The 12,886-nt window shown below is 41.5% G+C and carries 16 protein-coding genes and 1 tRNA gene; 7 read left to right on the forward strand and 10 right to left on the reverse strand.

Annotated elements, in window-relative coordinates; translation table 11 throughout:
- Positions 1-9: 9 nt before the first annotated feature.
- From V4467_00795 to V4467_00810, 4 genes are all read right to left on the reverse strand, one after another.
- Positions 10-165 (reverse strand): hypothetical protein, encoded by a 156-nt coding sequence (locus V4467_00795; protein ID MES2087509.1) that lies wholly within the window; start codon positions 163-165, stop codon positions 10-12.
- A 12-nt stretch (positions 166-177) separates the two neighbouring features.
- On the reverse strand, positions 178-543 hold the full coding sequence (gene raiA, locus V4467_00800) for a ribosome-associated translation inhibitor RaiA (GenBank protein MES2087510.1): 366 nt from the start codon (positions 541-543) through the stop codon (positions 178-180).
- A gap of 159 nt (positions 544-702) precedes the next feature.
- Entirely contained in the window at positions 703-2,271 is a 1,569-nt protein-coding gene (locus V4467_00805; GenBank protein MES2087511.1) for a hypothetical protein, read from the reverse strand.
- Positions 2,272-2,396: 125 nt separating this feature from the next.
- Positions 2,397-2,624: a DUF167 domain-containing protein gene (locus V4467_00810; protein MES2087512.1), complete on the reverse strand. Its 228-nt coding sequence runs from the start codon at positions 2,622-2,624 to the stop codon at positions 2,397-2,399.
- A gap of 327 nt (positions 2,625-2,951) precedes the next feature.
- Between V4467_00810 and V4467_00815 the strand changes: the two genes are divergently transcribed.
- Positions 2,952-3,026 (forward strand) — tRNA-Asn (locus V4467_00815).
- On the opposite strand, the gene V4467_00820 is transcribed toward V4467_00815, so the two are convergent.
- The 6 genes from V4467_00820 to V4467_00845 are packed head-to-tail and all read right to left on the reverse strand — an operon-like array spanning position 3,012 to position 7,476.
- Positions 3,012-4,523, reverse strand: coding sequence for a recombinase family protein (locus V4467_00820; protein MES2087513.1), 1,512 nt, complete (start codon positions 4,521-4,523; stop codon positions 3,012-3,014). The genes V4467_00815 and V4467_00820 overlap by 15 nt on opposite strands.
- Before the next feature lies 1 nt (position 4,524).
- Positions 4,525-5,292 carry a PmeII family type II restriction endonuclease gene (locus tag V4467_00825; GenBank protein ID MES2087514.1) on the reverse strand — a complete coding sequence of 256 codons (768 nt, stop codon included), beginning with the start codon at positions 5,290-5,292 and terminating at the stop codon, positions 4,525-4,527.
- 1 nt (position 5,293) lies between these two features.
- Entirely contained in the window at positions 5,294-6,166 is an 873-nt protein-coding gene (locus tag V4467_00830) for a site-specific DNA-methyltransferase (protein ID MES2087515.1), read from the reverse strand.
- A complete protein-coding gene (locus V4467_00835) occupies positions 6,151-6,336 on the reverse strand; it encodes a helix-turn-helix domain-containing protein (protein MES2087516.1) in 186 nt (61 codons plus the stop codon). The genes V4467_00830 and V4467_00835 overlap by 16 nt, the downstream gene beginning before the upstream one ends.
- A gap of 37 nt (positions 6,337-6,373) precedes the next feature.
- On the reverse strand, positions 6,374-6,814 hold the full coding sequence (locus tag V4467_00840) for a hypothetical protein (protein ID MES2087517.1): 441 nt from the start codon (positions 6,812-6,814) through the stop codon (positions 6,374-6,376).
- Positions 6,815-6,849: 35 nt separating this feature from the next.
- Entirely contained in the window at positions 6,850-7,476 is a 627-nt protein-coding gene (locus tag V4467_00845; GenBank protein MES2087518.1) for a hypothetical protein, read from the reverse strand.
- A 593-nt stretch (positions 7,477-8,069) separates the two neighbouring features.
- On the opposite strand from V4467_00845, the gene V4467_00850 reads away from it, so the two are divergent.
- The 6 genes from V4467_00850 to V4467_00875 all read left to right on the forward strand — a co-directional run bounded on the left by V4467_00850 (position 8,070) and on the right by V4467_00875 (position 12,742).
- Entirely contained in the window at positions 8,070-9,488 is a 1,419-nt protein-coding gene (locus tag V4467_00850; protein MES2087519.1) for a nucleotidyl transferase AbiEii/AbiGii toxin family protein, read from the forward strand.
- 569 nt (positions 9,489-10,057) lie between these two features.
- Entirely contained in the window at positions 10,058-10,540 is a 483-nt protein-coding gene (locus tag V4467_00855) for an AAA family ATPase (protein ID MES2087520.1), read from the forward strand.
- A gap of 78 nt (positions 10,541-10,618) precedes the next feature.
- The gene (locus V4467_00860; protein MES2087521.1) at positions 10,619-11,188 is read left to right on the forward strand and encodes a hypothetical protein; all 570 of its coding nucleotides are present in this window, start codon (positions 10,619-10,621) and stop codon (positions 11,186-11,188) included.
- Positions 11,189-11,303: 115 nt separating this feature from the next.
- Positions 11,304-11,660, forward strand: coding sequence for a hypothetical protein (locus V4467_00865; protein ID MES2087522.1), 357 nt, complete (start codon positions 11,304-11,306; stop codon positions 11,658-11,660).
- Between the two features lie 155 nt (positions 11,661-11,815).
- Positions 11,816-12,331, forward strand: a complete 516-nt coding sequence (locus V4467_00870; protein ID MES2087523.1) for a hypothetical protein — start codon at positions 11,816-11,818, stop codon at positions 12,329-12,331.
- 168 nt (positions 12,332-12,499) lie between these two features.
- Positions 12,500-12,742, forward strand: coding sequence for a hypothetical protein (locus V4467_00875; protein ID MES2087524.1), 243 nt, complete (start codon positions 12,500-12,502; stop codon positions 12,740-12,742).
- The last annotated feature ends 144 nt before the right edge of the window (positions 12,743-12,886 follow it).

Below are 12,886 nucleotides of genomic sequence, written 5' to 3' on the forward strand. Positions count from 1 at the left end.
TGCTCCTATTTACTCCAACAACTCATTAATCTCTGCTCTGTGGTCTGGATTATCAAGCTTGCTCAATGCCCCATCCGCGACACGATAGATCGCAGCCGCGATAATAGTTATCGCCAGAAGAAAAAATAAAGAAAGATTTTTACCCAAACTTTGATGTAGGTTCATTGTAGAAACTAACTATCGGTAAAACCGGCGAAACATATTTTTAATTCTTTGCCCACTTCTTCTGACGAGCGACATCTTTTTTCCTTTGTGCGAACTCAATTCCCTACTTATTTCATCTTTAATGTCATCGATGGCGGTCATCAAATCTTCTTGTTCTGAAACGGCGCGAAAAGCCTTGCCCCCAATGTGAATATTGATTTCAGCTCTAAAAATATCCCCGGCTTGATGATGTTTAGTGGTTTTGCCGAGTTCAACGTCAATAATATATCCATCGGCCTCGCTTGGTAAAAATTTCTCAATAGCTCCGAGTCTCTTATACAAATAATCCGACACATCTGGGGTAATTTCTAACCCTGTACCTTTTAAGTTTATTTTCATATATTTAGTATAACACGCAGGTTAACTTTACATTACAATCCTCTGTCTCTTAATTTTTCTCTTATTCTTAATTTCCCGATGCTCCGTAATCGGAGTTCGGGATCCCGACCGTCTTCGCGTCGGGACTTAAATCTTAAATCCTGAATCTTGAATCTTCTGCTAGTACACGTCCTCCTGCTTCTCCTTCAAAAAGGACACGAAGGCGTCTGAAAATTGGAGCAGAAGTTTGAACGGTGTTTCGATAATAAAATCGAGAACGAAGGCGAATAAATTGATTGAAGAAAATTTTCGAGAAAGCCACTTGCCGGCTTGGACAATTGGGAGGGCGAAGAGATTAAACATCATAGTGACAATGCGATCTTCCTCAACAGACACTTTCCATTTGTTGGCGCTATGGCGAATTCGCAGGGCAAAATAACTAACGAGGGTTAAGAATGAGAGAAACAATAAAATACTCACAATGCTCCAATTAAATTTATTGAGCACAAAGACAATGAAACCGAATACGATCAAAAACAAAACCGCGTACATCATGAGGAAGAATGAATAAATCACACCGACGCCTTTGTCTCTCACTTTTATGATTTTAATATTTTCGCCCGCGATAACATCCCCCACCCCGTGGATTATGGCGCTGGTATTTTTATCTCCCAACGGACGAACAGAAATAGTCATGAACAACAAAAGGGCTGGGTGGAAAAGAACGTTTGTGGCAATCGGGGCGTACTCGATTCCATGTTCAAAATACCATTGGTACGGCAACTCGATAGCCAGAGCTAAAAGAATTTTGGTAGTTAAAATAAAAAACACCGCGCGCACTGCGCTCGCGCGCGCTTTCTTGTATTGTTTTAAATAATTTTTTTCCAAAAATTCCCGACTAAAGTGAGCTAACGTTGCACTATCAATAAACACTCTTTCGGATTCTGCCCCGTAAGCTCTGACCACTTCACGAATGACAGAAAAATAAATGGCGTAATTATTTAATCTAGGCAAAAGTTTGAAACTGAGCGGATGTTTTAAAGACGCGTGAATGCTGTGCCAAATGGCTGGACAATTTTCCGCAATGTTTTTAATGGCAACATCACTTTCAAGATTTGGCCATTCTGGAGGAAGGTATCGCAACCAAAATTTATAAAACAAGGTTTCGTCGTCAACGTGGAGTAATCCTCGATAACAGGCAATGGCAACCTGAGATTCCAATTCTTCTTCGGAAACTGAGGATCCAACCTTGATAGAATCTTTCACCGTGTCAAAAAAAGCGTCGGCTACAAAATCATCTTCGTTGTTGGGATAAAAAAAAGCTTCGATCTCACTCGCCATGAGACTGACAATTATTTTCTGGGATCGTGAGGGAGTAAAACTACTTCGTGGTAGAAAATTTTCAATTTTTTTGTACTTCCGGATAATTTTTTCCACGTCAACCGCCACCATTTCAGGAATGGAGTTGTTCAACAAATATCGTCCGGCAATAAGTTCTTGGATTAGAGAAAGTCCAATTCCCGTACCACCTTCAAAAATAACTTTTCTTTTTATAATTCTCTCGATAGCACTCCGGCGGATATGTCGTTCATCTTTGTAGTCCACCAAATAGCGGAGCTTTTCATAGGCAGCGCCAGCTTTTTCGGTCAGCTTGTGAACGTTTATCAGAGTGTCGTTTGGAGAATGGGGTATGATCCCCTTCTGAGTCTTCAGCTTCGTAATCAACGTCTCTATTGGCCTTGAAATCATCGGATTATTATGCCAGATTTTAAAGCAATTTGCTAATTGCAAATACGAAATACAAATTGGTACGAATATACAAATTACAGCATTTGTACTTTTGTATTGATTTGTATTTCGTATTTACCTTGAAATTACAGTATTTTATCAACACTCACAATCTTATGCGGACTATGATGCCCGCTCACAAGCCTGATCTGAACTCGCTTTTCACCAAATTCTTTTCTCATGAGATCTAAAACTTTACGATTGGCCTGATTTTGTAGCGCTTTCTCTTTCACAGAAATATCGTAGGAATCTATACCGGTTTTTTGTATGGACTCTTCCCGAGCGTCGGCAACTACGTGAAGCTTTATATACATTTAGAAATTATTTCACTTTTTCCTAAACTTTGCTATCATAACGAAGGTTTTAAAAAACCAACATTCCCCGGCCCGCCCGTACCGACACGGCATGTTCGGGCAGGTGGCGCAGTGTGGCGTGAGCTTGGGGTGGGACCCAAGCGCAAGACCGGAGCGTGACGACGCGAGGAGGGCGAGCAGTAGCGAGTGTCGTGAGACTTCGCGGAATTCGCTAGCAAGCGAATATCCGTGATGAGCCTGTTAAACGGTTAAAAAATTCATCTATTTTAAACCTTTCTTCTGTTTACGAAATTTTTGCAAACAGATTGAGTTTTAAAACTCAGACATTCCCCGGTGGCGCAGTGGTAGCGCAGTCGCCTGTTAAGCGATTGGTCGTAGGTTCGAATCCTACCCGGGGAGCCAAATAGGACTGTCAGCTAGTTCTAGGACTAGATTGAACGGAGAACGCAAGGTAAACCCTAGCGTTTTTTCGTTTACAGTCGGGTTCTGAAGTATGAAGTTAAGAAAGGCCCTTTGCTCGGCTGTTTCAGAACCCTCGAAGATTTGTCTTGCACGGCGGGCAACAGAAAGGACAGTGGCCACAGTAGTCTGATACTCGTAGTCGGCTTTTGTATGTTCCTCTAGTTCGATGTTAAGAAGCTGCAACTTGTCCGCATACTCTTGATGCTTTCTGTCATAGGTTTCCTTAGTAATACTCTGGTCAAGGAAGGCCTCTAGTAATCTGTCATCCTTCATTTTGATTTGCTCGTACTCACTGCGGATGCGCTTAATCTGGGCCTTATGAAAGACAATTTCGGTTTCGGTGCTCTTCCGCAGTTCATCCACCAGCTCGCTCTGTACCTCGTCTGTAATGCCCTCAAACCGCTCCAGTACCTCGTATACAGGCTTGAGCAAGTCCTTTTCAGGTACATACACTCTCTTGCAGATACCCTTAGCGTTGGTACAGGAATAATAGGTAAAAGTCAGCCCGCTTTTCTTGGTCTTGGTTTCGCCGCTCATAGAGCAACCACAGTTTTGACACTTCAGCAGACCCTTAAATATAAAATCTTTGGAGCGACCCATATAAGGCGACACTCGACGCTTCAAACGTATTTCTTGGCACTTATCAAAGAGTTCTTTATCAACCAAGCGCGGATATTTATGAGGATAGGAACCATACTTTTTCGACATAGCGATGCCACAATAAAAAGTATCCTTGAGGATATTTTCAACACCACTCTTCGAGAGTTTGTTACCCTTGAGCGTTCGTAAACCAAGCTCGGTCATTTTGATACGGATAGTTTCAAGCGAGTGGTTTCCTGTCGCGTATAGCTCAAACATCTTTTGAATGAGATGTCCTCTTTCGGGGTCTATAATTATGTCCTTTCGTAATCTTTTTTCTACATCCAAAGACACATTCAAATAACCCAAACGAACACTGCCCGTCCACTCACCACTTCTTCGTTTTTGTTCAAAAGCTCTTTTGACGTTGTCGCCGATTGCATCAGAGTAATACTTGGCCAAACCTAAGCTCATACCAAATTGAAACTTCTCAACCGCAGACATCTGATTATTTATAACTTGCCCATCAGATACAAAGTGAAGCTCTATTTTGTCTGCTACCGCCATCTCGTAGAGGGTGCCAACCCTTTTATCAAAAACGCTTCTTGAAAGGCGGTCTACCTTATCAAAACAAACGGCAACTTTTTCTTTTTTCGCTACCTCTTCAACAGACTCAACTAACTTATCAAACTCATCTCTCTTATCTTTGTACGCACTTTCGTCAAAGCTATACTTTTCTATAATCGTAAAGCCTTTCTTAGCACAATAATCGTTTATGCGCTTATCCTGCGCTGGCAAAGAATTGCCCGCTTCTTTTTGTTCCTCTGTTGATACTCGTGAGACGATTATTGCTTTCATATTATTCTTTCGCTTTTGAGACGTAGTCTACAATTTTATCCCAATCCAACTGGTCTTTTGTGTAGAACAGCTCAATTAAATCTTTCGTCATTTCGTTGATTTTCTTTACGTAGGTTTCTTTGAAAGTATCGTCTCGTTTCTTCACTTCCTTATCGAGCGGCTTAATCAAGTTTCGATAAAGGTCTTTATCACCAGAAATTAATTCCCAAAAGTTTTGCCCGCAGAGTTTGGTGTAGTCAAGCTCACTATCTACCTTATGCTTTTTAAGAGGCACGTTATCTTTCCCATAAATACACCCGTTCACACAAACCATTTCTTGGGTCTTGCCTTCTTCGCGTAGGATACGCCGCGCTTCCTTAAGATTGCTTCTCATACCACTAATCTGGTCAGCGTTTCCCCAATTTGGGCCTGATTTTATGCCAACAATGTAGAGTTTGTTATCTCTTTCAAAGATTAAGTCCACACTCTTAAACTTATTCTCTTCAGCTTTTAGGCCCTTAAAAACAGTATGATTGATATTGATAGCCAGATTCTCTAGCAGGTCTCCAAAAATTGTTTCCTCTTGTGAGGATAGAAACGCGTTTAATATATCGTTTACTAAGTCGCCAGCCGTTTGTATATTCTTGGCCTTAAATAGGTAGGGATTTTTTCTACGCATCACATCCTTAAGTTTTATGCTCTTCAGCTTCTCTATGCGTTTATCATAGAAAGGTTGAATCACATCTGATGCTACAAACTTATCCAATTCTTCGTAATTAATTTTTTTCATATTATTTTTGTGATTCTTGAAAGTTAGTAATTGATAATTCGTAGTATTCAGGGAGTATCTCTATACCGATGGAACTTCGCCCTAATTGACCAGCAACAAGAGAGGTAGTGCCAGACCCTAAAAATGGGTCAAGCACGGTATCACCTGGTTTAGTAAAAAGTTTAATAAACCATTCGGGCAAGGATGCAGGAAAAGCCGCGCTATGGTTTTTATTTCCGCTTTCTGTCGCCATACTTACAACATTAGTCGGGTATGCCATATCCCGTCCGACCCAACTAGATACATTTTTTCCAAACCCGCTTCCGACTTTTGAATTATCTCTTCGCTTGTCAGTCTCACTTAAGTTTTTTAAGCGAGTTTTAGCCCAATCTCCCATTGGAACCATAACTTCATCTTGGTACATATTAAAGCTCTTATCCTTATTGAACTGCAACAATCGCTCCCAAGCATCTCGAAACCTGTTCGGCCATTTACCAGGGAAGCAGTTTTTCTTATGCCAGATAAACTCTTCAGTCCAAAGCCAGCCGTGCTTTCTCATTTCGATAATTAACTCCATTACATACGTATGGCGCTCTCCGTTTGAAACCTTTTCTTTTATATTCAAAATAAACGTACCGTCTTTTTTAAGTACCCTCAATAACTCTTTTGATATTGGAGTAAACCACTCTACATATTTCTCTGGCTTTATACCGCCGTAAGTCTTGGCTCTCTGGTCTGCATAGGGAGGAGAAGTGACAATCAAGTCCACTGAATTATCTGGCAATTCTTTGAGTGCCTCGACACAATCACCATTAATAAATCTTGCCTCAACAGATTTATCATTCGCAAAAAGCGTATTTGATTTTATTACTTTTGCTTTCATATCTTTTTGCATTTCTTAAGAAAGGAATTGAACTCCTCTTTATCAATACGAAACTCTTTGCCAATCTTGTAGGCTTGTAACCGACCTGCTTTTATATAGCGGTAAATTGTCATAATGTTTACCTCTAGTATCGTTGCCAGGTCTTCCGCTTTATAAAATGGTTTGTCTTTTTTTGTGTCCATAATTACCTAATTATTATACTTTACTTTGCTTTACATATCAATTTGGCACCTGTGGATAATCCCCATACTTATACGTCTTAAACTCATTAAGCTTAGTGTCTATTTGCATAACCCAATTCCTAATTCCATTCTTAGTAACAAACTCGCTAACCAGCTTTAAGTCATTGGCAATTCGGTACCAGGTTCGCTCTCCTGATTTTTTAGAGACTACCGAACGCAGCTCTCTTACTCCATCTTTCGCAAGAAGTAATAATCCTGCGAGATAGATTGCTTGCTTTGGCTTTATATTTTTCTGTTCCATAAAAATGCTTTGCAAAATATCTTTGTTACTTATGGAAATGGATAGTAGAGCACTGTTTCCTTCTTTGATAACTGCTTGCCAATAATGCGTCACTACCGCCTTACTCAATTTTGAGCTAAAGACATCTTGGAAAGTTGGATTTTGAGAATAGCCTAACTTCTTAAGTACGCTGTTCATTTTCTGTTTACGAACTAGCCGAACTTCAAAACGGATTATTTCTGGCAACCTCTTAACACCTGAAAGGATGCTTCTCTGGTAATAGGTCTGGTCTCTATCAATAGCTCTTTTCTCGCTGGCGAGTATGTCTGCGACCTTGTCATAGATAATGAACTCGTGAGATGCGGTATGCGCATACAAGCTTTGGCCGTCATTGGTATAGCGTGAGCGGGTAAAATCAAAACCTTTCTAAGATTTACTTTATTTATTTCACTGATTAAATAATTTGTCGTATAGCCATCTTCTAGGTGGATATTCTTTGAGAAGTGCACTGAACTTACTACTGCATTTTTGATACTCTCTTCGGAGACAATGAGTCCCATTGTTTTAAGACGTTCTTGTAATGTACTGACTGCTTTAGGAAAATCAGCATCTTCTAATTCGTCCAGGTTATTAAGAAAGAGAAGTTTGGAAACTGAAAACTCTATCCTTACGTTTGCGTTCTGCTTAAACCACTTGCCGTAACTTGTAAGCCGTGGAAAGTAGTAGCCAGTTTTCAAATCGCTTTTAGAGGGATTCTTTATGTACCTAGAATAGCGCTCGGTTCGTGATTGTAAGTCCCAATCATCCGCGATATTTTGTATCTCGCTCCAGGGAATTGAAAGGCAGATAGAATCAATCATTTTTCTCTCGTTGCTTCTTATAAAGATGCGGATTTATTCGTTTATCAACTTTTATGAGCAGCGCAAAAAAGCCGACAAGGTTGCGCTTGTCTTCAGGCGTTAATTTCTCCTGATTCTTTTTTAATTTTTCTTGCTTTTGTACGCTCAACATAAAAGCCCGCTCTTGGCTTGGCAGGTTTCCATTGGCGTGGCGACCCGCGAAGCCAAGAAAGGGCTTGCGTACATTTTGCCAATGAAATTACCGCCGTTATTTAAGAACGGACTTTTGTTTGATAAACAAAAAATTGCCCGTACAATCGCTATCCTCTACTGGGCAGTTGGCAGATATTTCTGCGCTACTTCAGCAATTCGGATACGATTATATTGGGCAATTACGGTTGAGATGGTAGGCGCGGTTTTCTCTCCGCGGCTATGTAATTGATTACTTTAAGTGTAGCGAGACGAAACGGGCGCGTCAATAAAAAGCGCTGTTATACAGTGACCAAGCGCGCCATACTCTGTTATCCAGGATTAAAGTCGGTTATCCACAGAAAGAAAAAACCAGGCCCAAAAAATTGCTATCACTGACAGAAATCGCTACAATTCACTTGACAATGATTTACAAAGAAGAAATCGAAGCAAAAGCAAAAGAGTTTGAAATCCATCCCTCGAATGTCGAAAGGGACTATGTTTTTGGATGGCTGCTTTTTGGCATCTTCACCGCGAGTGGACTGAAGGATAGAATCTTTCTCAAGGGCGGAAATGCCCTCCGAAAAGGCTACTTTGAGAATACTCGCTTTTCGAGCGACTTGGATTTTGGAATACCTGACGACATAAGCCAGGAAGAATTGCTGTCCGAAATAAATAAAGTCTGCGAGCTTGCTCAAGAGAAGTCGGGAGTGGTCTTTGTCAAAGATGACAACAAAGTTGAAGAAAAGTTTACCGCCAGTGAAGCGCCACTGCCTGACCTAAAGGTCTATGAGGTGCGGGTTTACTTCAAAGGTTTTAATGGAGAGTCCGACCATATAAAAATAAGAATCTCAATGGACGTCACGCGTTTCGATAAAGTTCTTCTACCTCTTCAGACTGTGAAGTTGATACATCCTTATTCAGATGCGGCAGACTTAGTTTGTGACATTCAGTGTATGAAGCTCGAAGAGATTATCGCTACAAAACTGAAATGCCTTATACAACGACAGCACGCGCCTGACCTTTTTGACTACGCTCACTCCATCAAACTTTTAGGCGGTACTTTGAACAAGGAAGAGGTGGTGGAGACCCTCGTCAAGAAAACAATTTTCAATCGTAACCCTTTCATCCTCAAAGGCATTTTGAACGGCACAGCGTTTACCTATTTCAGAACAGAGTGGGCTAAATCCGTTATCTGCGCGAAACAACTTGCTATGAATGTTGAGGATGCCATCGCGGCTTTCATTGCCGACCTCGATATTCTTTTTGCGAACTACACCGATAACGGATTTGCTCAATTCGTCTACTTCAGTCCTGAAGTGCGAGCAAAGATTATGCACGCGGGGCGCACGCAGACGCTAATGAAAGTTCGGTATAAGGGCTATGACAGAATCATTGAACCGTATTCTCTAAAATATCTTGAAAAGAAAAGTGGTGAGGCCCGTGAGTATTTCTATCTTTATAATTGTAGTGGTGGCGAGAGCAAACCAGATACTCGTTGCTTTCTTCCTGAACGTATTGAGTCCATCGAAAACACCGAAGAGAAGTTTACGCCTCGGTTTCAAATTGAATTGTCAAAAGCAGGAGAGTTACCAGAAAATCGCTATCTCTTTGACCCAAACAGACCTACTCCTGCTCCACGGCCGCGTGTTTCGAGAAGTACCAGTCCAAGAGCGCCGCGTGCGCGCGGTTTTTCTAGTGGAATAAAGTACATATATAAATGCACTTCTTGCGGCAAGACATCCACGAAAACTACGATGGATGGAAATCTGCGTGCTCATAAGGCCCCTGGTGGTTATGCTTGTGGCGGCAGATTTGGTTATTACGTTCGGACAAAGTACTAAAAAGTTTTCCCTCAAAAAAGCTCAACTGGGTTAGGGTGTCCCCCCAGCGCGAAAAAAGTCGAAACGGAAAATACCCACTACCCGAAAAGGCAAAACGAAGAGGGTTACACCCCTTTGGTATAACTCTGCATAACCTTGTTATGCTCTGTTATACCGTGCGTAAGTAGCATAGCCAGATACTACCTGTGCTATGGCGGGTTAAAGTATCCGACAGGCATAGCACACCCTCACTTTACCCACACCCCGAAAATACTTCGTATAGAACGCTACGTACTGGTCTATGCAAAGGATAGAATACCGCTAAACTGAAGTTCACTCTTGATACTTGCCCAGTTGAGAGTTCTGAACCTGTCCACGAGTGGGAGCAAAACAAACGCCGAAAGGCGTTTTTGTTTTGCTCACCGGAGGAAGCGCAAATCGCTTCCGTGTAGGATTCGAAAACCTTCTCCCGTATCCGCCGCGGCGGATGGGAAAGGTGTACCGTCTACAGGTGTCTATCACAAACGATAGACCTGACCCTGTAAGGTTCGAAATTCCTACCCACAACCTCTTTATGCTACAATTTTTAAATGAAAACGTATCTAATCGAAGGTTTGTCTGGTACCGGTAAAACAACAGTCTGCGCAGAATTAAATAAAAGGAATTACACAGCCGTAGATGCCGATGAGGTATTTGCTCATTTTGTTGACCCTAAAACTGGTTTGCATAGTGATGAAAAGACTACACACTGGATGTGGGAGGAAGAAAAATTTAATACTATCGTTAAACAGGAAAGGGACGGACAATTATTTGTGTGTGGAGGCGCCACTAATCAGGAAAATTTTAAACATCATTTTGATAAAATTTTTACTCTCCATGTTGATGATAACGTTCTGAAAGATAGGCTGTTACATAGAACTAACAATGACTACGGTAAGGACCCGAAGGAATTAGAACAACAACTAGAGTGGAACAAAGGTGCTGTACAGCATTCAAGACACAGAGGAACAACTTTGATCGACGCAACCAAGCCAATAAGTGACGTGGTGGATGAAATACTAAAAAATCTTTAAATTAGATTTGGAAACTTAGTTTCCAAAATACTAGCTGACCCTATTCTCCTTGTATCCCCTTGTGATATGATTTTTATTATGTCTGAAAATCCATCACCACTTGAAAAACCTCCTCAAGAAAATATACCCTATCCTGAAATGATAGCTGGACAAAAGCTAGAGACATTAATGAGCCCTGAGTTCAGAACATTTGCTGTGCGATTTGTAAATTTCCAACAATACAAAGAATATCTTGAAGCGGGCATGGGAGATTCCGGCGGTCGTGGGTTTCAAGCCTACGGAGAAGTTGTAGGTGTTATGGACCAATCATTTCCTGAATTTTTAAAGGAATCCTCAAAAGATTGGGGTGAATCCATTCATGAATATACAGACTGGCCTCAATCTCGTGTTGGCATAAAAGTGCATGAACAGCTAACAGAAATTTTTAGAAATGCTCACACTGAAGCACTGAAATCGGTCGGTAGCAAGGATGAATTGAGAGAAAGATCGCTTGAAATATTTCGTGATATTATTTTAAAAAAAGCAAGATCGATTAGAGAAAAAAAGGAAAGTCCTGGATATGATGGTGCGGATGAACGTGGAGCTTTAAACAGAAATCCTCCTGACTCTTCTTTAGAAAGTAGTCGCTGTATCAAAACTAACGAGTAATGATTCTGGATGGTTGTATGATGGTAGGAATCTTAATGAATTCTTAGAGGGCGAAAAGACAAACTGGGATTGGCTATATAAAAAGCGTGACCCTAAGCCCCCTTTTCCCGAAGAAATGTTGCGGACAATATACAAATTTGTACACACACCTAGGGATATTACCCCTGCGGAATTAAAGGTTGTTTTTACCTATCTTTCAGATCTTAATATCGAGGGTGAACTTCAATATGACGTGGCAGTAATTTTTGATCCAAGTGTTATGAAAGATTTTTCCAAGTCAGAACATTCCGCAAATCGTTTCTGGTCAGATGTAATTCCCAGAGGAGGAGAACAAAAAATCATGGGTGCTGTAGCCCTTCGGTCAGATCGTGAACTTGTAGAAAAAATTATTCACACCCCCAACAACAACACAAATCTATCCCATCCTGTGTTTGATTCCAAAGGAAACATTAGATATCCCCTTGGGAAGTAATCTATTTACAAAGGTTCGACCTTTGTACTTGGAATTCCCACTCAAATTGACAAAACAACCTTTACACTCTAACCTCAAACAAGTTGTTAGGGCTGTTCCCTAACACTTTCAACGCTCAGCAGAGCATAAAAGAGCAGTAGCTCTAGAAAGGTAGTATGAAAAGCGTGGTTTCGCAGTATCGCAATAGTTACATTCCAACAAATGACGAAGGTCGAGTCCTCGGGAAATTTTTCAAAGAATTTCCGTGGCTTTGGGCCTTATCATCTGACTGGTCCGGTCTCCTACTCATAAAAGTGCACAGGGCAGATCCTGGAATCGTTGAGGAGAACTTAGGGTGCCCATCATTCGCTTCGACGGCTGGGATTGCAACCACAACCTTTTGGCTCAAGGCTTGGGGTCGTGATTGTAACCTCAACTTGTGGGAATCTGTTAAACGGATTGAAACGGACGATTGGAATCGGGAAAAGGGCGAGAATCTGACGTATCTGGTCCGCAAAGCGTTTCGTCAGTTGCCTCCGGAATGTGAACTTGAGTTTCTAATCAGTAAGAAAGAATTCAGGGGGTATACCTCATCTGCAATGCATGACGGTCCATGCCCTAGCCATGAGTACAACATCTTCAAGCCACCTCTGGGAGACAAAGGTTTTCGCGGTTTTGCTGGTGTGAAGTAGAGTCCGCGCTTCAAAATTTTCAATCCGTCTTACGTTTAAATAGTAGACGGGTTTTTCTTTTTTAAAAACTTAAAGCGTTCAACTTACAGAAGTGCGACCTTTGTATATAAATTTGACAAAGAACCATATCTCTGTTATATTACCTGTAGCAGTAGAAAAATTTTAACCATGAACGCTCAACTTCTTGTGGTAACGCAAACCGTACTCGAGAACTTCTCGAATACCGATTTGGCCGCTTTAAACACCCAAGTCGGGTTTTACGGGAATATGGCAAAGGGTTGTCCTGGCTACGCTCAAGCGTTTGAGACTGGACTCATCAAGGAAAGCGGCGAGCCCGCTGACCTCGACACACTTCGGGAAGCTTGCAGGCTTGAGGTCGTCCGCCGGGACGAAGCAGGAACATTCCAATAAATCCCCTCCTCGTCTCATCAGCCGAGGAAACACCCAAGCGCGACCGCCCAACTCAAGTTTCACTTGGGATGGGCGGTTTTCTTTTTTAGAAAATCTAAGTCCCCTGACTTGTAAGTAATGACATTCTTGCCACTATAAACTTGT

The organism is Patescibacteria group bacterium (genome assembly GCA_040390045.1).
Classification (GTDB): domain Bacteria; phylum Patescibacteriota; class Minisyncoccia; order Phycocordibacterales; family SIBU01; genus SIBU01.